A 20,172-nucleotide genomic window follows, 5' to 3' on the forward strand; every position below is an offset into this window, starting at 1 on the left:
TCAGAAGGAATTTATTCATCTGAGCACATAAATTCAATTCCAGTGAAAAAGACCTGCGAAAGATCTATTACTCCTCATTCTGTTAAATAAAAGCATAACCACACGACTACAGTAAAAATGAAAAGGCCAAGGTCACTAACTAAAATAGTCGGTGAAAACTATTGAAAACCCTTTATAAAATCGAATGTTTTGCAATTTAAAATACTCAGGAAGATGTTGTAGAAAGATAACTCTTTTACTTTTATCCTTTCTACAACCTCAATCCCTTAGCACTTTATAAAAATTTCAGGAAAATAAAATTCAAGAAAATCATCATTCGCTATAACATACGATAGTTTCTCTTTTATTTTTTTCTTTGTAAAACATATACTGTTTTTTAAAATATCATAGACTGCGCCAGATATTATTGCCGTTGTTACAATGTCCATTTGAGGCTGCTAATTATTGTTAATAAAATCTGCTGCATTGTTAGTTATAAAATCATTTATGCTTGCAGGAATGGTTATCCTCGGTCCAGAAAAAAGGAACATACTCTCATCATTAATTTGAAATCTTTGTTTGTAAGGTAATATATCACCTACTGCCTTTTGAAGTGATAGTAAAAAAGCACAGAACATTTCCAAATGATATTTACCTCTGACATAGAAACGTTCATCAATAGTGTTAATCATTGATTCAATTTCATCATATTGATACAAATATTCAGATATATCACATTTTGTTTTATCCATGAAATATTCTAACAAATTTTGATACTTACCTTTTATTTTAAAATGGATGTTGCATTGTTCATCAAAATAAAACAAGTCACTGAATTTCATATTGCTTAACACCGGCTTTTCAATATTCCTCCTGGCTATAAAGGCAAAAATCATAATATCCTTTACAGTTTGGTAAAATATTTTTTCCGCCGCTTTATATGACTCTAATAACTTTATATAAAACTCATTATTACTATTTTCTAAATTTGTCATATCGAAACATTCACGACAAATTGAAATGAGAATTTGCTCGCAGGAAACATAATTTTCTATTGAATAATATAAAGACTGATGCATCTCCTGTGTAAGAACATAATTATGATCATCAAAAAAATCATCAATATCTTTGTCAACAAAAAATATCAGCCTATTTTTATCATTGCCCCTTTCAATTAATTCATTTCTAAAGCTAAATACTTTTTTCTTGTTCCCACAGACAACGGTCCTTATGTTAACCGAATCTTCTACCAATCGCCTAATCATTCCATAATACAATTTATTATCGCACTTCCCTTCATAATAAACATGCAAGGTGTTGATTTTATTGTTCATTTTAGTTAAAAAAATATGTAAAGCTGTTTGGGGAGACTCTAAGGCACTATCCATTAAATCTAAAAAACTCATAACGCCTCCATCAGTGTGCCAATACCTTTTGCATATTTTTTGAGACTATTATTATAAATGAATGGTGAATGTGTTACTGCAAATATCCCTTCACATAAACCCGTATTTTTAACATCTTCAAGGAAAGTACTTTGCCATTCTAAAGAGAGCGATAACTCAGGTTCATCTATTATCATTAGAAAATCCTTCCCATCCCCTAAATATAATTTTGAGAAAAGTGAAATTATTTGTTTCTCTCCTGACGATAGAGTCTCCCACTTTATAGTTTTTGTTCTATCATCATTATTTTTTGTAGGCGTAATACTTATTACAAATTTAACTCGATCAAAATATAATTCTTTATTAACAAGATATTTATTACAAACACCTATAAATTTAATAAGATCACCCTCATTTTCTGACTGTAATCTATGCAACTCAAGAAGTTTACCTATGAAATAGAAGATAACTTTATCTGGTTTTTTCTCGCCTTTGCCTCTTCCATAGTGCTTAGTATTTTTCCTGATTTCTTCTTTAACCTGTGATGACAATGTTTCACTATCTACACGAGCCAATATTTCTTCAAATTCTTTTTCTGAAACAGAAGATAAATGTTCATTCGGAACAAAATCCTCGTAACGGTTACCTAAAATATCTTGAAGAGATTGGGCGATAAGTTCACGTAATTTGTTTCTAAAATCAGAACTAAGTTTATGCATAGCATGATTTAATAAGCTCTCAACATCCTTCATACCAAACTGGACGATACCATCAGCTTCGACGTTCTCCTCGAGGTAGTTCGGCAGTTTGGTGGAGTTAGGGAATATTATTTCAAGGTCTTGTTCTATTCTACGATATGTAGGCAAATACATAAGCGAACAGTTTACTTTTTCATTAATAAATGCCATGGACTTCATTAGATTTGAAATATCCATGTCTATCTCATCGTCAAATATTACATTAGTGTCTAACCAATAATCATTTATATAATCTGCGACGAGCTCAATAGGTGGCATTGGATTACCCATGATTTTAAAATCATTTCGTATTTTATATATTACATCTTTATCATGAGCTTTATTGATATCATTTTCTAATGTGTTTTTTATAAACTCATGAACATACATTTTAAGTTTGTAGGAAAGACTACTTTTACTTCTACCTCTACTCCTATTTCTTCTGCTATCTTTTTTATCTAAATATTCAATAACAGATATTTTAGGGAATGAACATGTTTCACCATCTATAGTGATGGTGATATTTTCATAATCATATTCAGAGAGTTTTCCCCAATCAGCTTTTAACAAGTAATATGTCATTGATAGGACTGTGCTTTTACCTGTGCCATTCTCGCCAACAATAATGAAGCTATTATCCTCGATATCTATCGAGTAATTGTTTTCTCCATTTAATTTACTTATTTGTATACTCTCAATATTCATCTTGACCACACCTTATTTATACTAAATTAGTTGACCCCAAAGCATTATATCTCTTACACAATGGAAAAACTATAAATTTAATAATATGTTATGGGAGCAAGGGCTAACTCATCGAAGCTCCGCTTCTCTGATTTCCCTTGCTTTTCTCCTTTCAGTTGAAAAGAAAATTAGCATACTCATTCATTAATCAAGTTTCTATTGTCATATATCAAAATATCCATTACAAGTTTCTTCAAACCATATATCTTCATAGCTTCACTCACCTTTACATATTTCATATCTGTAAGCTGCATGTAAACAATAGAAAAATTCACAAAGCGAATTTAGTGTTTCCTGTAATTCAGGCATAACGTCAGAATCAATATCAAAAGATTGTATTAAATTATCATTATTATCAAAGAGAAGCATTGCTTTTACCTTTCTATCTGACGGAACATTCATTCTTTCTTGCATATCTTCCCAGGCTACTTCTTTTACCTTAGACTTCCTGACATCTTGTCTACGGTCATCTGTTTTAGGATATCTAAAAAAAGTACTTTTTTGAATCTATTCCACTTATACTGTTAACTTTAATTCTAATATCTTCACCAATTGACCAATCTGTTCTATCAGGAAATTTTGATAACATACTATTATGTAGTTCAATAAAGTAACTGAATAAAACACCGACATCGTGTAGATTTGTCAGAAGTTTATTTTTACCTCGAACATTAATCAATGGATTTTCTAAATCACCTTGATCACTAAAAGGAATATCATATTTTCTATGCAAAATGTATATCAATGACTTTAAATATAGCTCAACGGCATGCCGCCTTAGGTAGTTAAGCGGCATGACCAAGTCCTTTACCACTGCTGTTTTTGATAAAAGATCTGCTGATTCTTTAAATTGATCGGCTGTAGATCCAAAACCGAAATCAAAATGCATATGAAGGGGCTTCATTAGATACACTTTAAAACTCCTATATTAATATTTTAGTTTTATATTATCACATATCCCAAAGAGATTTATTACTAAATATTTTTAATATGAAATTACTTAGCATGTTTTTATGGTCAATTGCAAAAAGCAAAGTATACATTCCCATCATTGACATTTTAAGTAAATAGAATATAACTAAAACAACATATAAGGAAATGTCAAATTTTTATAAAAGGAAGTCATATGAATAATTTAAATATATCATTATTCCCACATTCAAAAACGCAAGTCAAAGTAGTAAATGATTTGACGCCAGAAATGCTGAGAACCCACTGTGTAAGCGTTAGGTTGAACCATAGAGAACTAACAAAGCTTAATACATTGCGAGGCTATTATGCCAAAGGAGAATGGCTTCGTATGGTGTTTCTCCATAAGCTTCCAGCCATTGTGCCATCAATCAATATAGAAGCATGGAAATATTTGGCTGATATCAACCAAACTATACAACGTATAGCCAAGCATCTGGATGCCAAAAGTAGCGATAGTTTACTGACAAAAACAGAGATCTTTGTTATTAAGACCCAGATCAGTGAGCTTCGCCAGAAATTAATATCATCCGATTCATGGAGCAAGCCTGATGAAGGGTATGCAGAAGATACGGAGAGGTAAAAGCTTCGCTGGTGTAGTTTTATATGCATTGAAGCCTGATTCACATCATAAAAGTGATCCAATAGTGATTGGCGGGAACCTGTTAGGCGATTCGGTCTTGGAACTGATCTTTGAATTCAATACAAGCAAGCAACTTCGCACAGACGTTATAAAACCAGTCTGGCACAACTCTCTTCGTTTACCTGCCAGTGAGAGGCTTCGCCCGGAACAATGGAAATTGGTTGCTGACGACTACATGAAACGCATGGGATTTAGTGATACTCATCTGCGTTGCTATGTCCTTCACGACGACGAAGCTGGCCAGCACATACACATTATCGCCAGTAGAATCGATATGGTCGGTGGTAAGCTCTACCTGGGTAGGAATGAAAATCTTATCAGCACTCGTATCATTAGCGAGCTCGAGATTACTCATGCCCTTACTTTTACCAAAGCAACACCTTCAACCAACACGTCACAACCGAAGCGTAAGAGGTTATCTCGCAACGAAGAGATGCTTGAAGCACGAACGTCCTCCCCCTGCCCAAAGAAATCCCTACAACAGATCATTGATAAAATTTTGGCTGATAAACCCGGTCTTGAAACATTTATCAAGCGGCTCGAAGGTAGCCGAGTAACCTGCAAAGCTAATAGAGCTTCGACGGGAAAAATGAATGGATTCTCATTTGAATACCAGGGTATGGCTTTCAAAGCTTCTAAGCTTGGGAAAAAGTATTCGTGGCTAAACTTACAGAAGCACCTTAGTTATGCACCTGAGCATGTAGAGACGTTTAAAACCGACAAATCTCCAATTCCATCACCGTTACGACCTTCGGTTGTCCCAGAGTTTCTTGTGGCTCCTGTCAAGATTTCACCAGCGAAGCAAAAAGGGGAATTGCTAACTATTGCTGAGAAAATAGCTTCGCTTACTCCTTCACCTTCTTGTGCCCCTTCTTTTTCTCTTGCACCTACTTTGGCACCGAAGATGGTAGTTGAAGAAGATAAGCGGCAACGCATAATCAGTGCTGTCCTTGATTTGCAAAACTCACAAAGAAGGAAAAGCACAAACATTGCTCGTTTTAACTCATGGCTAATATTGATTAACTTACTGAAAAAAATAGGTTTATCTTTGTTGTATCCAGTCAGAAAGTTTAAGAACATCTTCACCGTTCACAGCGTTCCCCCTCCTATCAGTTCTGAGTTTACTACAAATCTTAAACAACAAAGATAACAACAATTTTCATTTACCTGAAAGAAACCATATTGATACTAGGGATTAATTCATTGATTTTATAAGAAGTGATTGATCGGTTTTACAGATCAATTACATACTGTTGATAGTTACAGGCTATCATAAGTTAATCATCGATCGGTACAAACGTTTTTACTTCAGTCTGATAAACATCGAAGATTCATCGAGATAAGCCTACACACAATAAAAATTTGTCTATATGGAAAATAAAATGAAAAAATATACATTTGTTGCAATCATACTTTCGACTTTCTTACTTGCTGGTTGTGATAGCGAGCCCTCAGAAAATGATATTTCAAATGCATTAAATAAGTCTATAGAGAGTGGGAATTCTGCAATTCGATCTATTAACCCAAATGCTTCGGAAACAATGCTTAGAACGCTGAAATCTGTTAAAAAAGTTGATTGTCAAAAAGAGTCTGATAAAAGCTATAAATGTAATGCAGAAGTAGCTATTAACAATGAAAATAGGATGACTCAGATTAAACTATTAAAAACTGACGATAGCTGGAAAGTCATTGGTAATTAAATATTAGTCAGTCAAAAAGCTCTCAAATGGGAGCTTTTTTATGAAAACATCACAACCTTGTCCTTATAGGTCTACATGTCGTTGTGACGCTACTGCTGATCTCTTTAAATTCATACTGTGCTTTTAATTCAATATAGATCTGTTCTAATCTTCCATGATTTTCTTCGATATAATTGACAAGAGCATTGAATTGGAATAACAAAATATCTTTATGATGTAAGCTTTTTATGAAGTCGCCTTTCAAATTTTTTAATACCGCCAACAACATCTGCATAATATTATCGACATTATTAGTAGAACGGCAATACTGAGATGTCGGATAGAAGTATTTCAAGTGATAACCGACAAAAATCAAATATAACTTATGAGTATACATAGTATCTTCAGGGCTGTATGCTTTGGTAATATACTGATCAATAATGACTATTAATTTCTCTTTCGGGTTAGTGTTTCTATATAATTATCCATGTAATTGCGTCCTTGCATAAAACTATCCCTTGCCTTATTTTATAATTACCATAACAACAGATAATGTCAATATAAAAGACATTAATTATTTACAGCCTTTGCAAATATTGCTTAAAATTTCCTTTTATATTCATCCGACCCATTTAAATGTTTTAAAAAACCACAATTAAAACTCTTTATTTTAAAAGAAAATATATTTACTTAAAAATTTTTTTAAGTATGTTTTTTGTTAAAATCTTTTTTCTTTTTTCTTTTTTCTTTTTTCTTTTTTCTTTTTTCTTTAAAATATTGTATTACTTTATCTTCGTAAAATCATGTCTTGGGGTGTTTCGAATTGCTTCAACCCAAGCTTCGCCTCTCCAAAAATATTCTTAAAAGAAAGAATATTTTAGGAGAGGCACTAACCCGAATCTATGGTTCTTCAACCCAGACCACTAACGGCCGTCTCGTCATAGAGCTACATATCGTTTCCAATATGCGACACCCTACAGCCCCCACGAGATCCGCTCATATCGAAATTGCTTCAGTCTATCCCCGTTTAATGGCCGGGCTTTCACATAGCCTACCTGACTGATAACCAACGACTTAGAGCAGTGCTTCGGGGTGAGTAATATGCTGCACTCCCCGTCTTTACTCACAATAATCAAACAAATCGGACAAACACACTATTTCCACAATTCGCTCACCAATACATAGGAATAATATTATTGTTTAGTGAGCATTAAGCATTAATTACATCGTTTTTTACAGCGCTTAATTATAAGTAATAACACTTTGCCCACAGGTGAAATATAAACAATCACCTTGTATATATATTTTAAATAGCAGTTATAAGTTTAATGTCAATGCGAAAATAAAAATAAAACCTCACGATACCAAAGTAATATTTCTATATCAGTAATTAATTTATAACAAGTCGCAATCAAAAACTTTAAAAGTTAAAATCTATCATTTGCGGAAACTTTACTTCTCTTACGTTATTTCAATAAGATCACTATGGAAGTGGGAAAAAATATAGAAGGAGTGGATTTCGTTATAAGGGAACACCAGTTCCCTTACAAGAAAATCAAAATAGATTTTAATGCTAATCAGAAGTAGAAGATTTTATCACATCCGAAACTTTCAAGTTTTTCAAAGGGATATTTTTATTTGCATTATGTATACCTAATACTTTAAAACAGACCGCAACACTAAGTGGAATAAGTCACCCCTTAATTCCGTAAGCTTTTAAGTAAAATATTAGGTTTTTTTATTCATTAAAACTTTATATTTTATTCATCACTTCTCAATTCTAACTGATACTTCATCATTCTAATTGCTAATAGTTTCAATTCCCGGCGAGACTTAATCAAAAGGAAAAATGTTTCATAGACAATTGATTGCTCGAGTATATTAATCTTGCTTATTTCTTCAAAAACACCTTGAGTATCCCCTTCAAAATATTGACTTAACCAATAGCCTATTTCCTGTGAAGGTCATTATCTGATAGACTATCCATTATCTTTAAGTCAAAGATCCCAGAGTAAATTTCTAATTCAATATTAGCCATTTTGCATTCTTCACTTATAAATTGTTCAATTCTCATTTTAGATATCCTCGTAGGTGGTATGAGTTAAGCAGCGTTTTTTCTTGTTTCAGCTATTGTTGCTTGAATCCAATCATCAATTTCACTTTCAATAAAAGCTACAGATCGTGAACCGATTTTAATTTGAGTTGGAAAACGCCCTTCGCTGATCAGCCGATAGATCCAGGCTTTTCCGTAGCCAGTTCTCAAGAGGACTTCAGGAAGACGTATTAGACGAGTGCTTTTGTTGTTCATTTCATGTTTCCTCTTGTTCGTTTCGATGAAATGACTATACGAACTGTTGGAAAAAGAAAGGAGCGAGTTTCCGAACTACAGGGCAATGAGTAGCCCTGTAGATCTAGGTATCGAGGAGTTACGATTAGTTGGAATCAGAGAGTTTCATCACATCTGAAACTCTCATGTTTTTTAGGTGTGGATTTCGATTCATGAAAAAATTGAACTGCTTGGCGAAGTCCATTGTTGCAGCTTTCATAGCGAGTGGTCGATCTGCATCTTTGATGTGATAGTGAAGCCGGATTGAAGCCTCATCGTCTTCGTCCGTGTATAGAAGACGAGAAAGGCGATCATCTGACACTCGAACATCCTTCTTTTTCGCCCATAGCAATATGTCCAACATCGCTGGCAAACGGTAGTTTATGATTTTTTTGATAGTTCCATAGCCAAAACGAACCGCACCAGCCTCATCAACCTCAACCCCTTTAATCCGTCTCCATTGAGGCAGTGCTGCTTTTATGGACTCTGTAATTTCATCGTCTGTTCCACTACCCAGATCGATTTCGAGCAGAACAGTTTTCTCACTTAAAGGGGACATTAGCGTTGATACATAAGCTTCGTGATGGGGAGCGTTAACACTGTATATATCGTTTCCTCTTTCCCAAGTGAAAAGATTCACATTGAGAGCAGATACACTCAGTTGAGCAAGCCTGCTGATATCAGTTATAAAAATGTGGGGAGGGTTGTAAAGGCTATCGTGGGTCGTTGGGTAGTCGAGTTGTGTGTCTTTGAAAAGATGGGGGTTGCCACTGAAAATTTTCGTCATGTAGTTCCACAACCCTTTTTTCTCTTCCTCCGTGGGCCATGGCTTAAACAAATGCGATCTAGCCCAAAGTTCATAATACAGGCCGTTTAAGGTTATTTCTTCGAACTTACGGTAGTTATCTATGTCGAGCCAAGCTTTGATTTCTTTTGTATGCTCTGGGGACCAATTTTTCATCGAAACACACTCCAGCAATAGACCATAATCTGTTAGTGTTGAACTTCCCAGACTTACTCGATTTATGCAAGTTTCAAAGACTTAACCGATGACAGCGACATAAAAATTCTTTGTTGGTATTAATGTTGGAACAATTATGACTACCTATAAAAATTCTCTTTTAAATCATGAAAATATTTATACGTTCGATTCCTGTAGGGGACACCATAAAGCCTTTCGCTGCCCTCCACATCCGTCCTTTAGATCTTCTTTGTATCAGGCAATCCTCAAATTAATCGCACGTAAGGATTTTCGATGAGTGGCGAAAGGATTAGTTAAACCAAAACAGCCCAAGTCTTCATGAGAAATGGCAGCTTGCGGTGTTCATCATTCCCTCATATTGGCTTTCGGTTAATCCCTCAAAACAGCCAGCGAGCTATACCCAAGCTGAGTCCAGCCGCGCTCATTATTCCACCCAGGATCCATTTGGTTTGTTTTGTCATCTCTAAATGAATTTTGGCGATCTCTACATGAGTTTTAGCAATTTCCTGATGCAAATCGGCTTTCGTTACGTAGTTAGACTTGATTACCGCCAGGTCGGTTTTCACCGTTTCCATATCGGTTTTCAACGTTTTAATATCTGACTTCATTTCAAATACATCGGCTTCAAGCTTTGAAACGCGCATTTCCATCATTACCACTCCGCATAAGCTAAACATGTAATTATCACATCAAAAACAACATGTTAATAGATTACATTGTAACTAAGGCAAAGAAAACTTCATCACAATTAGCATGAGAGTGAATGAATCTGAGACGTTTCTCGCAGGTAGAAACTGGCTGTTTCAGGCGATTACAGCGGAATCAAAGCTGGTGTGAGTTTTGGCGCCATGCGGAAGGGGTGACACCATGCAGCTGTCGAAAACGGTTACTGAAGTGACTGGAAGAGTGGAAACCGCAGCGCAAGGCGATCTCGGTTAATGGCAAAGCGCTGAACTTCAGCAGTTGCAGTGCAGTGTCCATACGGCGGCGCATCACATATTGATGAGGGGCTTCGCCCACGCTACTGCGGAACATGCGGGCAAAGTGGTATTCACTCAAGGCCGCTTCTGACGCCAGCTGTGCCAGTGTCAAAGGCTGATCCAACTGCGCATCAATAAACGCCAGTACACGTCGCAATACTGCGGGCGCTAATCCACCGCGCACCTGTGGCGCCTGCCATTGCACTTCACTGTAACGCTGCAAAAGATGCGTCATCAGCAATGTCGAAGCACTGGTCAACATCAATTGATTGGCGGGTTGCTGCCAGTCAACACTCAGCAGGAAATGTCGATAAAGCTGCGTGATGCGATCGTCGTCGGCAAAGATCTTTTCATGCAAATTAAGTTGGGCGGGACTGCGATCCCAAATCTGCTCGCCGAGATGACGCAGGTGCTCGTCAGTACAGTAAAGATGTACGAACGACAAATCTGCACGTAAATCCCAGGTCGATTCAACACCAGAGGGCATCAGGCAAAAGCGATCCGGACCACCGCCATTGCGCCAACCATGCTGTGTTTTATGCCAGGTGTCATAGCCATCAGCGGTATACAGGCTGAGCGTATGGTGATCGCTGAGATTAGTAACACGATCGCCACTATTAAACCAGGCTGCCAACTTGATGCCACCCGAAAGCTGCACGCTATCGCGCAATTGCGCTTTATGGCGCTGCAGCATGTCGAAGGTCTGATAATCGGGCATCAAAGGGATCCACTCACAGGTTAATAACGCACAGTTTACGGATCTCCACGGCCAGAAAACAGGCCAACGCGGGACATCAGTGTAAAAAGCGCAAGATTTTGCAATTCGCGCGCAACCGCGTGCAAGCCGAAGGCCACCATTTTCGACACACTTCAGGCAATGATTTTGCTGGAGAGAATGCGATGAACATTATGTTGTACCTTGCGGTGGTGTTGATTTGGGGCACCACCTGGATTGCGATATTCCTGCAACAAGAAGCGGCTAACACACCGGTTCTGGTGGCGGTATTCTGGCGCTTCTTGCTGGCATCGGTGCTGATGCTGGTGATCCTGAAACTGATTAAACGCCTGCGCCCGCTGGATAAGCAGGATCATCTTTTCTGCTTGCTACAGGGCTGTTGCGTCTTTGGCTTCAATTTTGTCTGTTTCTATCATGCGGCAGCGTGGATCAGCAGTGGATTAGAGTCAGTGATCTTTTCGATGGCGGTGCTGTATAACGCGCTCAACAGCTGGATATTTTTCCGTCAGCGCCCACCGTTCCGCCTGCTGCCGGCTGCGGTTCTCGGCTTAGGGGGCATTGTGGCGCTCTTTTGGCATGATATTCAGGCGGCTCACCCAGCGCCTCAACTTTTGTGGGGCGTAGGTCTAAGTGCTTTGGGTACTCTCGGCTTCTCGTTTGGCAACATGATATCCACGCGCCACCAACGCCGTCAGCGTGATGTGCTCACCACCAACAGTTATGCCATGTTTTATGGCGCAATCATGATGGCAATCTTAGCGCTTCTGAACGGCGATTCACTGGCTCCCACCTTGAATCTGCAATGGCTCGGTTCAATGAGCTATCTGGCGATTTTTGGTTCAGTGTTAGGCTTTGGCGCCTATTTCACGCTGGTCGGTCGTATTGGGGCCAGCCAGGCCGCTTATAGCACACTGCTGTTCCCGCTCGTGGCGCTGACGCTTTCCACAATCTATGAGGGATATCAGTGGCACGATAATGCCATTGTGGGATTAGTGATGATTCTGATGGGGAACATGGTGATGTTTGTACGCTGGCCAACGTCACGCAAATTACGCTTAGCCTAAACAGCGAGAGCGGGCATTGCGCCCGCTCTTTGGTCCTCTAGCGCCAGCCCTGGACGCCGATATTGAGCTGGTGAGGTTTATTGATGGCTTTTCTGGCAATCCAGTAAAGCAGAACGCGTTCATCATCTCTGTCGCGATCGGCCATAGCCAGTAGTTTCAGCGACAGCGTGGATTTATTCACAGGCTGATGCTCATCGCTTAACTCGATCACCGCCTGACCGATGATGCAGCAAACTTCATCCTCGCTTGACGCGGATTCATATGCTCGGTCTGTCATATTTCCTCCTGTTAGTGAATTTTAATCCTGGCAAAGTTTTGCCATTTTGCAGCGAAATGGGCGTGCATATCACACCTGGTTACATATGTTTACCCATAGCAACCGCTACGCTTAAATTGACAACATTGTAGGGGCAATGTCATTCATACCCGTTTTCCTGCATTTCATTCCTTCGTCCTGTCTCTTGATGCCCTGCTTCGCCCCACGCGCGCGTAAGCCGCCTATTATCGCTGCAGATTCCGCATTCCCTGAGGGGAGAGATAAAAATGAAAACAGAATTATCCGCGCAGTTGCAGCGTACCCGTATGCTTACCCTTATCGGCACCATCATTACTCAGTTTGCACTGGGCTCGGTCTACACCTGGAGCCTGTTTAACGGCCAGTTGGCTCATAAGCTGGATGCGCCCATCAGCCAGGTTGCCTTCTCGTTTGGTTTATTAAGCCTGGGCCTGGCGATTGCATCGTCGCTGGCGGGGAAATTACAGGAGCGCTTTGGTGTGCGTAACGTCACCATCGGCGCCGGTATTCTGATGGCGATTGGCTTTTGGCTGACCGCCCATGCCGATAACCTGATGATGCTGTACCTCAGCGCCGGCATCCTGGTCGGTTTAGCGGATGGCGCAGGATACCTGATGACGCTATCAAACTGCGTGAAGTGGTTCCCTGAGCGTAAAGGATTAATTTCCGCCTGCTCGATTGGCGCTTACGGCTTAGGTAGTCTCGGTTTCAAATTTATCTGTGGCGCGTTGCTGAGCACTTACGGCCTGGAGAACACCTTTATGATTTGGGGTGTGCTGGCAATGAGCATGATTATTGTGGGTGCGCTGATGATGCGTGATGCCCCTCTCCAGCAAAGCAGCGGGAACGCGAAAGTGCTGGAAAAAGATTACACGCTGGCGCAATCCGTGCGGTTACCGCAGTACTGGATGCTGGCACTGATGTTCCTCACTGCCTGCATGAGCGGTCTGTATGTGATTGGCGTAGCGAAAGACATCGGTGAAGGTATGGTTCATCTGACCACGCAAACCGCCGCTAATGCCGTAACTGTCATCGCGATTGCTAACCTGAGTGGTCGCCTGATTCTCGGCGTGCTCTCCGACAAAATGGCACGTATTCGCGTCATTTCAATGGCACAGGTTGTTTCGCTGGTGGGCATGAGCATTCTGTTGTTTACCCGTATGAATGAAACCACCTTCTTCCTGTCACTGGCCTGCGTTGCCTTTAGTTTTGGTGGCACCATCACCGTGTTCCCTTCCCTGGTCAGCGATTTCTTCGGTCTTAATAATCTGACGAAAAATTACGGGTTGATTTACCTGGGATTCGGTATCGGCAGCGTGATGGGTTCGCTGGTGGCTTCCTTATTCGGTGGTTTTACCGTGACTTTCAGCTTGATCATGACACTGCTGGTGATTTCGCTGGTGCTGTCGCTCAGCATCCGTCTGCCAAATCGTCAAAACGTTGCTGAACCTTTGCTGCATAATTAATCTCAACAGATGCCGCATCACTCTGCGGCATCTTTTTTCTCCATCTTTCCTGCATAATGTTTTAATAGTTGAGAATGGCTGTTATTTAGGATTGCATTTCAGAGTATTCGCGTTATTATCATCAGGCATTCAGTTTTATCTGATTGGTTTATTTCCCGCCTTGACGTTTTTAGCTTTAAATTGACATATCTGGCAATAGATCCAGAAATAACTCTACATTCGCTGCATCTTCACTCCACTTTTCCCCGGTAATCTGGCTTCATTGGAAAAGAGGAGGACTCTCCATGAAAACACTTATTAAAGCTGCTTCGGTTGTTGCCATTATGACGATGTTGAGTGGTTGTATCGTTCATGATGGATATGGTCGCGGACCGGGCTGGGGCCACGGCGGTGGCTGGCATCATGACCGTGGTTATCATGGTCGTCATTGGTAGTTGGGCAAAGCACACACAGCACATAATAAAAAAACAAAAAGGGCGGGAAATTATCCCGCCCTTTCTTTTAACTTTTTACCGCATAATTACATTGATACCAGGCTTTCTTTAATCCAGGTAGATGACTGTCCTGCGCGGGCAGCGATTCCACTTTATCAAATCCACGTTGGTTACAATAATTCGCCAGATCGATTTCCATCGCATCTTTATTCAACGTATGCGGGTCGTAACGATATTGCACGGTATTTGAGCTTTTATCTTCATCGACACGTTCAAATCCACCGGGTTTGCTGACACTACAACCGGCCAGCATAAAAAGCGCGAACGCGCTAATAAGCATTTTTTTCATTAGGGTGTCCTCTTCCAGGCGAAGCAGTCTAAATGCCTACGCCGCACGCATCTATAGGAAACTGGCGCGAAATAGTCATTTTGATAAAGTTTTTACCAATCAAATCAATAAAACCAAACGGTTTTTCATATTACTCAACCGATGACATGATGCTTTCAGACAGCACAACGTCTGCACCACACCAGGTGATACGAGAAAAACAAACGGAAAGTGACCATTATGCCCGCGCTGAGCGGGCTTTTTTTACGCGTAAACCTAACCGGTAAGGCTGACCATCTTACGCAAAAGGTTGGCGGACTGTTTGGCAGGCAATGCGAGAATGCCGCTGTAGAGATCAATCGACATGGCGCACATCGCGCTGCGATCGACGGCGGTATCGGCCGGCATGTTAAGTTGCTGAAGCTTATCGCCCCACTTGCCGTAAAGCTTTTCCACGACGCTTTGCAAATCACGCTGTGCGCCCTGTTGATCAACCGGTCGCTCTTCGCCCGTACTGTTTTGCAGCAGCAAATCTAACGCCTGTGCATCACGCAGATACAACTCCGGTGACAGCGCTTGTTGCAGATTGATGCCGCCATTCACCTGCGGATAAAGGAAACGGAAACAGCGTTGTGGCTCCGGCTGCTGCAGTGCCTGCATCTCCTGCACTGACACACGCAAATAATTAAGCAACGTCTCGTCATCTGCACGCGCCATACGCTGATTAACCAGATCCATCAGCCATCCACGCAACTCGCCCAGCGCCTGGTCAGCAGGCACGCCTTCCATACGCTTGTGCAGTAACTCGCGATTAAGCATTTGCCACAGGGCCGGCTCCTGTGTTTTTAACTGACGATACCCTGGTGCGAGGCTTAACTGGGTTGCCACCTCGCTTTCCAGCGCCTGTCGCTCCTGCCGTGGGTGTAACCAGCTAAACCACAGCATATTTGCCAAAATCAACGGCAGTAAAAACAGCACCAACCCCTGCCATAAGCGGAGTGCGGTGGTGCGAATCAAAACGATGAGAATCACCGCCAGCAGCGCGAACGCCGCCAGCGTGACAGGAATGAGGGAGAACATGGAGCGTGATTAATCCTTGCGAACGTCAATCAGAACCGGGCAGTTGGCGCGCTCAATCACAGCCGCACTCACCGAACCTTTAAGTAAGCGATTGAAAGGAGAAAGATGACGGCGACCGATGATGATCATGCTGGCCTTCAGTGCATTGGACTGCGCCACAATCGTTTCCGCGGCTTCACCGGCCAGAATCAGACCTTTGGCAGCCACACCAGCACGCAGTAGCGGTGCCAGTGCGTGACGAACCACCATTTCAGCGGTGTTTTGTTCATCTTTTGCCGCGACGAAATCATCCGGATCTTCACCCGCATCGATTTCGATCGGTTGATTGCAGGATGAATAAGCGGGATCGACACAGCACAACACCGTGACCTGAGCCTGTTGCGCCAGTGCCTGTTCAATGGTTAACGCGATGACTTTTTCTGCCACCGGAGAACTATCAATGGCCATCAGCAAGGTTTTCATCAGTTGGTTATCCTTCCACAGCGGTCATTTTGCCAATTTCGCGAATCAGCGCCTCTTTGCATTTCATGATTTCATCTCGATAGCGCGCTTCCTGTTTATGAAAACGCGCCGTCGGCACCAGCAGCGAAATGGAGAAGCGACCAAACAGCGTGTCGATCGCCACCGCCATGGTGGAAATTCCTTCCAGGGTTTCGCCGCGATCGACGGCCAGACCGCTGATGCGGACTTCAGCAATCAACTCCAGCAGCTGCGGCAGCGTTTTGACCGTCATTTCGGTCAGCTCTTTATAGGCTTCGCCGACCATCACCCGGACATCTTCATCGCTTTCCAGTGCCAGCAGTGCACGACCGCCAGAGGTACTGTAAAGCGGGAGATTCAGACCGATGCGCGGCACCACCCGCAATTCCCGGGATGCCACCACATAGTGAACAATCGCTAACTGCGTACCACTGGCGCGCGCCAGCGAAACCGTCTCGTTGATATCGACTGAGAGTTGTTCCAGAAATGGGCGGACGATTTCGACCACATCGCTGTGCACGCTGGAGATCAACTTGAGCAGTGCCGGCCCCAGACGTAATCCGCCCGCGCCGCTGCTGCGCACTAGTTGGGCGCTGTCCAGCGCAGCAATGATGCGTTGCACCGTTGAGCGAGGAAGATCAACCACCTGCGCGATTTCACCCAAGCTCATGCCGCCCGGGTGTTCGCCCAGCGCATTCAGAATTTTTGCCGCACGCGCGATGACCTGAATGCCACCCGCTTTTTCATCCTCACGGCTTGAGGGAAGTTCAACCATTGTGCGTTCCTTTTTGGCCTGCCCTACTTTAGCGCGAATGACCGCACTTTTACACCCTGTATCACATTGCAATACATCATACCGAGATGTAAGATGCGATATGTATCACATCGCAATACACTGCATCAATAATAATACGAGAAGCCTGCTATGAACGCCCAGCCCGTTGCGGCACCGGCACCCCATCCGTTTACTCTGCGCCTGGCGCTGGGGTTGGTTGGCGTGCTGATTGCTGCGCTCACCTCCGGACTTAACGACCGCGTGACTGACATTGCGCTGGCGGATATCCGTGCTGCCATCGGCATTAGCTACGATCAAGGCAGCTGGATCATCTCCGCTTACCAGGCGGCGGAAGTAGCCGCTATGATGATCGCACCGTGGTTTGCCGTGACCTTTTCCTTGCGCCGCTTCGCCCTCGCCGTCTCCGCTGGCTTTATGCTGTGCGGTCTGCTGCTGCCCCTGATGCCTAATGCCACGCTGTTTATTGCACTGCGCGTGATTCAGGGTCTGTTTGGCGGTGCATTACCGCCGCTGCTCATGACCGTGGCACTGCGTTTTCTGCCACCGCCGATCAAGCTTTATGGTCTTGGCGCCTATGCGCTGACTGCCACTTTTGGGCCCAATCTCGCCGCCACGCTCGCCGCTTTCTGGACCGATGAAGTGAGCTGGATGTTTGTTTTTTGGCAAGTTATCCCGCCGATGTTAATCGCCATGCTGTTGATTGGCTGGGGCTTACCCCAGGACCCACTGCGCTTCGAGCGTTTTAAACAGATCGATCTTTTCGGCATGCTGACCGGCTGTTCAGGGATGGCGCTGTTGATTCTGGCGCTGACGCAGGGCGAGCGTCTTGACTGGCTCAGTTCACCGCTGTTTGCGGCGCTATTATTAAGCGCGCTCGCATTGCTGACTGTGTTCTTTATTAATGAATGGTTTCATCCGCTGCCGCTGTTCAAACTCCAGATGCTGCGCCGTCACAATCTCGCGCACGGTTTGCTGGCGCTGGCGGGCGTGTTGATTCTGTCGCTGTCAGGATCCGCGCTGCCCTCGGCCTATCTTGGCCAGGTGGAAGGATTCCGCACGCTGCAATTCGCGCCGCTGGCGTTAACGATCGGCTTGCCGCAGTTACTGATCGCCCCTCTGGTGGCAGCACTGCTCAATATCCGTTGGATTGATTGCCGCTGGATGCTGACCGCTGGCGTGACGCTGCTGGTGATCTCCTGCCTGATGGGTATGCATATCACCAGCGACTGGGCGCGACAGAATTTCTGGGTTATCCAGATTTTGCAGGCCTTCGGTCAACCGATGGTGATTCTGCCGGTATTGATGAGTGCGACGAGCGTCGTCGCACCGCCGGAAGGCCCTTTTGCCTCCGCGATGTTCAATACGGTGCGCGGTTTCTCCAGCATTGCCGCCAGCACGTTGGTGGGGTGGTTTATCAGCCATCGGGAACAGTTTCACTCTAGCGTGCTGGTGGGCAATGCCGCCAGTCGCCCCTGGCTGATGACCGCGCCCAGCAGCGCCCAATCCAGCAGCAGCTTTCCTTTATTACCGGATGGCAGCGCCAGTAGTGCAGAGAACCTCAGCGGCTTCGCGACCCTGCTGAAGCATCAGGCGATGGTGCTGAGCCTGAGTGACTGCTACCAAATGCTGATTGGTTTCGCCGCCCTGCTGTTACTGCTGACTGCCTGGTTGCCAAAACGTGTCTGGCCGCCACAAACCCTGATTCAACCTGTTACGACGACGTCGAGATAATTGATATGCAAGCTTTTGCTTTGAAAAGAACGGTGCTGTTGAGTGCCTTATTAATCGTGTTGCTGGCCATGGCCTTTTTTGTCTGGTCATCAATGACCGGCAACGATCACCGCACAGATGATGCTTACGTCAATGCGGATTACACCCTGGTGGCGCCGAAGGTCTCCGGCTATATCGCCAGTGTGAATGTGCAGGATAACCAGCGAGTGAAAGCAGGCGAACTGCTGGCCACACTCGACGACCGAGATTACCGTGTGGCGCTGGAAACGGCGCAGGCGAATTTGCAGGTGAGTGATGCCAAACGCCTGAGCAGTCAGGCTCAGCTGGAGCAGCAGCAATCGACGATTGATGAAGCCAAAGCGACCTTAGCGGCGAGCCAGGCGTCAGCGCAATACGCCGGCCAGAGTGCCGCGCGTTATAACCAACTCTACAAGAGCGGCACTATTGCCGCGGACGAGCAACAGAAAGCCAGTTCTACTCAGCGTTCAGCTTCCGCTGCGGTTCGCCAGAGTGAAGCTGCACTGGCTGCATCGATGAAACAGGTGGGTGTGCTGCAGGCAGCGGTGCGTCAGGCTGAAGCCGATGTGACGGCGGCGCAGGCCAGCGTGGATCAGGCGAAGTTGAATCTCTCATATACGCGGATTGTGGCACCGGTGGATGGCATGGTCGGTCAGCGCTCGGTACGATTGGGCGCTTACGTGAGTGCGGGTACTCGTTTGCTGGCGGTCGTACCACTGCAACAGACTTATATCACCGCCAACTATCTTGAAACGCAACTGGCCGACGTGCAGCCGGGACAGAGAGCGGTGGTGAGAGTCGATGCGCTGCCCGGCAAGACCTTTACCGGTCATGTTGATAGCATTGCTCCGGCCACTGGCGCGACCTTCTCCGCCATCTCTCCAGACAATGCCACGGGTAATTACACCAAGGTGGTGCAGCGTTTACCGGTGAAAATTGTGCTGGATGCCAACCAACCCGATTTGGCGCAACTGCGTGTGGGCATGTCCGCAATACCGGAAATTCAAGCCCGGTGAAAATGTGAGCAATCTCTCAGAACTGGCCTATTTATTTTCGGATCGATTGCGCGTAAATTATCGCTCGATCCTGTTCTGAGTTCGCTTGGAACCACCTGAGAAGAAAGCGTGCAGCGGTTATGAACTTCACCTTTTTCTTATTCTGTTCGGGTTACGCTGGCATGGGATCACCAGCATGGTAACCGCTCAGAGGAGTCGTTTTGTGAGATATGCTTTGATGGGAGTTTCTTTCTTCCTGTTAATCTGGGTAGGCACCTTCGTGCTGATGCTCAAATAAATCCTGCCAGGCGGGGCGACCCTCGTC

General features: G+C 43.7%; 22 protein-coding genes. 9 read left to right on the forward strand and 13 right to left on the reverse strand.

All coding sequences use genetic code 11. The features are described from left to right. Positions 1–266 precede the first annotated feature (266 nt). The 4 genes from ACXI0A_RS15665 to ACXI0A_RS15680 all read right to left on the reverse strand — a co-directional run bounded on the left by ACXI0A_RS15665 (position 267) and on the right by ACXI0A_RS15680 (position 3,749). On the reverse strand, positions 267–428 hold the full coding sequence (locus ACXI0A_RS15665; protein ID WP_476147826.1) for a hypothetical protein: 162 nt from the start codon (positions 426–428) through the stop codon (positions 267–269). A gap of 9 nt (positions 429–437) precedes the next feature. After that, positions 438–1,385, reverse strand: coding sequence for a DUF4435 domain-containing protein (locus ACXI0A_RS15670; RefSeq protein WP_476147824.1), 948 nt, complete (start codon positions 1,383–1,385; stop codon positions 438–440). Continuing rightward, positions 1,382–2,806 (reverse strand): AAA family ATPase, encoded by a 1,425-nt coding sequence (locus ACXI0A_RS15675; RefSeq protein WP_476147822.1) that lies wholly within the window; start codon positions 2,804–2,806, stop codon positions 1,382–1,384. The genes ACXI0A_RS15670 and ACXI0A_RS15675 overlap by 4 nt, the downstream gene beginning before the upstream one ends. Before the next feature lie 523 nt (positions 2,807–3,329). Continuing rightward, on the reverse strand, positions 3,330–3,749 hold the full coding sequence (locus ACXI0A_RS15680) for a hypothetical protein (protein ID WP_476147820.1): 420 nt from the start codon (positions 3,747–3,749) through the stop codon (positions 3,330–3,332). 222 nt (positions 3,750–3,971) lie between these two features. On the opposite strand from ACXI0A_RS15680, the gene ACXI0A_RS15685 reads away from it, so the two are divergent. The 3 genes from ACXI0A_RS15685 (at position 3,972) to ACXI0A_RS15695 (ending at position 6,157) form a co-directional block, all read left to right on the forward strand. After that, positions 3,972–4,397, forward strand: coding sequence for a hypothetical protein (locus ACXI0A_RS15685; protein ID WP_476147818.1), 426 nt, complete (start codon positions 3,972–3,974; stop codon positions 4,395–4,397). Then, positions 4,366–5,607, forward strand: a complete 1,242-nt coding sequence (locus ACXI0A_RS15690; RefSeq protein ID WP_476147816.1) for a relaxase/mobilization nuclease domain-containing protein — start codon at positions 4,366–4,368, stop codon at positions 5,605–5,607. Before ACXI0A_RS15685 ends, ACXI0A_RS15690 begins: the two co-directional genes overlap by 32 nt. 232 nt (positions 5,608–5,839) lie before the next feature. Next, complete coding sequence (locus ACXI0A_RS15695) at positions 5,840–6,157, forward strand: cell wall-binding protein (RefSeq protein WP_476147814.1); 318 nt, start codon at positions 5,840–5,842, stop codon at positions 6,155–6,157. A gap of 2,080 nt (positions 6,158–8,237) precedes the next feature. On the opposite strand, the gene ACXI0A_RS15700 is transcribed toward ACXI0A_RS15695, so the two are convergent. The 4 genes from ACXI0A_RS15700 to ACXI0A_RS15715 all read right to left on the reverse strand — a co-directional run bounded on the left by ACXI0A_RS15700 (position 8,238) and on the right by ACXI0A_RS15715 (position 11,142). Then, positions 8,238–8,444 (reverse strand): AlpA family phage regulatory protein, encoded by a 207-nt coding sequence (locus tag ACXI0A_RS15700; protein ID WP_476147812.1) that lies wholly within the window; start codon positions 8,442–8,444, stop codon positions 8,238–8,240. 124 nt (positions 8,445–8,568) lie between these two features. Further along, entirely contained in the window at positions 8,569–9,423 is an 855-nt protein-coding gene (locus ACXI0A_RS15705) for a DUF6387 family protein (RefSeq protein WP_476147810.1), read from the reverse strand. Between the two features lie 398 nt (positions 9,424–9,821). Next, entirely contained in the window at positions 9,822–10,097 is a 276-nt protein-coding gene (locus ACXI0A_RS15710) for a hypothetical protein (protein ID WP_476147808.1), read from the reverse strand. A 169-nt stretch (positions 10,098–10,266) separates the two neighbouring features. Beyond that, positions 10,267–11,142, reverse strand: coding sequence for a helix-turn-helix domain-containing protein (locus ACXI0A_RS15715; RefSeq protein ID WP_476147807.1), 876 nt, complete (start codon positions 11,140–11,142; stop codon positions 10,267–10,269). Positions 11,143–11,324: 182 nt separating this feature from the next. On the opposite strand from ACXI0A_RS15715, the gene ACXI0A_RS15720 reads away from it, so the two are divergent. After that, complete coding sequence (locus ACXI0A_RS15720) at positions 11,325–12,224, forward strand: EamA family transporter (RefSeq protein WP_476147806.1); 900 nt, start codon at positions 11,325–11,327, stop codon at positions 12,222–12,224. A 37-nt stretch (positions 12,225–12,261) separates the two neighbouring features. On the opposite strand, the gene ACXI0A_RS15725 is transcribed toward ACXI0A_RS15720, so the two are convergent. Then, positions 12,262–12,501 (reverse strand): hypothetical protein, encoded by a 240-nt coding sequence (locus tag ACXI0A_RS15725; protein ID WP_034825199.1) that lies wholly within the window; start codon positions 12,499–12,501, stop codon positions 12,262–12,264. 266 nt (positions 12,502–12,767) lie between these two features. Here ACXI0A_RS15725 and ACXI0A_RS15730 point away from each other — a divergent pair, with 266 nt between their 5' ends. Both ACXI0A_RS15730 and ACXI0A_RS15735 read left to right on the forward strand, forming a co-directional pair. Further along, positions 12,768–13,985 (forward strand): L-lactate MFS transporter, encoded by a 1,218-nt coding sequence (locus tag ACXI0A_RS15730; protein ID WP_476147803.1) that lies wholly within the window; start codon positions 12,768–12,770, stop codon positions 13,983–13,985. A 284-nt stretch (positions 13,986–14,269) separates the two neighbouring features. Then, entirely contained in the window at positions 14,270–14,419 is a 150-nt protein-coding gene (locus ACXI0A_RS15735) for a hypothetical protein (RefSeq protein WP_476147801.1), read from the forward strand. A 67-nt stretch (positions 14,420–14,486) separates the two neighbouring features. Here the strand turns inward: ACXI0A_RS15735 and ACXI0A_RS15740 are convergent, their stop codons facing one another. From ACXI0A_RS15740 to ACXI0A_RS15755, 4 genes are all read right to left on the reverse strand, one after another. Beyond that, positions 14,487–14,768, reverse strand: a complete 282-nt coding sequence (locus ACXI0A_RS15740; protein WP_476147800.1) for a membrane lipoprotein lipid attachment site-containing protein — start codon at positions 14,766–14,768, stop codon at positions 14,487–14,489. Positions 14,769–15,023: 255 nt separating this feature from the next. Then, positions 15,024–15,827, reverse strand: coding sequence for a hypothetical protein (locus ACXI0A_RS15745; protein ID WP_476147798.1), 804 nt, complete (start codon positions 15,825–15,827; stop codon positions 15,024–15,026). A gap of 9 nt (positions 15,828–15,836) precedes the next feature. Next, a complete protein-coding gene (locus tag ACXI0A_RS15750; RefSeq protein WP_224930848.1) occupies positions 15,837–16,289 on the reverse strand; it encodes a universal stress protein in 453 nt (150 codons plus the stop codon). Between the two features lie 7 nt (positions 16,290–16,296). Then, positions 16,297–17,082: an IclR family transcriptional regulator domain-containing protein gene (locus tag ACXI0A_RS15755; RefSeq protein WP_476147796.1), complete on the reverse strand. Its 786-nt coding sequence runs from the start codon at positions 17,080–17,082 to the stop codon at positions 16,297–16,299. 150 nt (positions 17,083–17,232) lie between these two features. Here ACXI0A_RS15755 and ACXI0A_RS15760 point away from each other — a divergent pair, with 150 nt between their 5' ends. The 3 genes from ACXI0A_RS15760 (at position 17,233) to ypdK (ending at position 20,145) form a co-directional block, all read left to right on the forward strand. Then, complete coding sequence (locus ACXI0A_RS15760; protein WP_476147794.1) at positions 17,233–18,834, forward strand: MFS transporter; 1,602 nt, start codon at positions 17,233–17,235, stop codon at positions 18,832–18,834. Between the two features lie 5 nt (positions 18,835–18,839). Further along, positions 18,840–19,868: an HlyD family secretion protein gene (locus ACXI0A_RS15765; RefSeq protein WP_224930840.1), complete on the forward strand. Its 1,029-nt coding sequence runs from the start codon at positions 18,840–18,842 to the stop codon at positions 19,866–19,868. Positions 19,869–20,070: 202 nt separating this feature from the next. Then, complete coding sequence (gene ypdK / locus ACXI0A_RS15770) at positions 20,071–20,145, forward strand: membrane protein YpdK (RefSeq protein ID WP_100701370.1); 75 nt, start codon at positions 20,071–20,073, stop codon at positions 20,143–20,145. Positions 20,146–20,172: the final 27 nt, after the last annotated feature.

The sequence above is a fragment of the Pantoea sp. C1E2 genome (assembly GCF_056491465.1).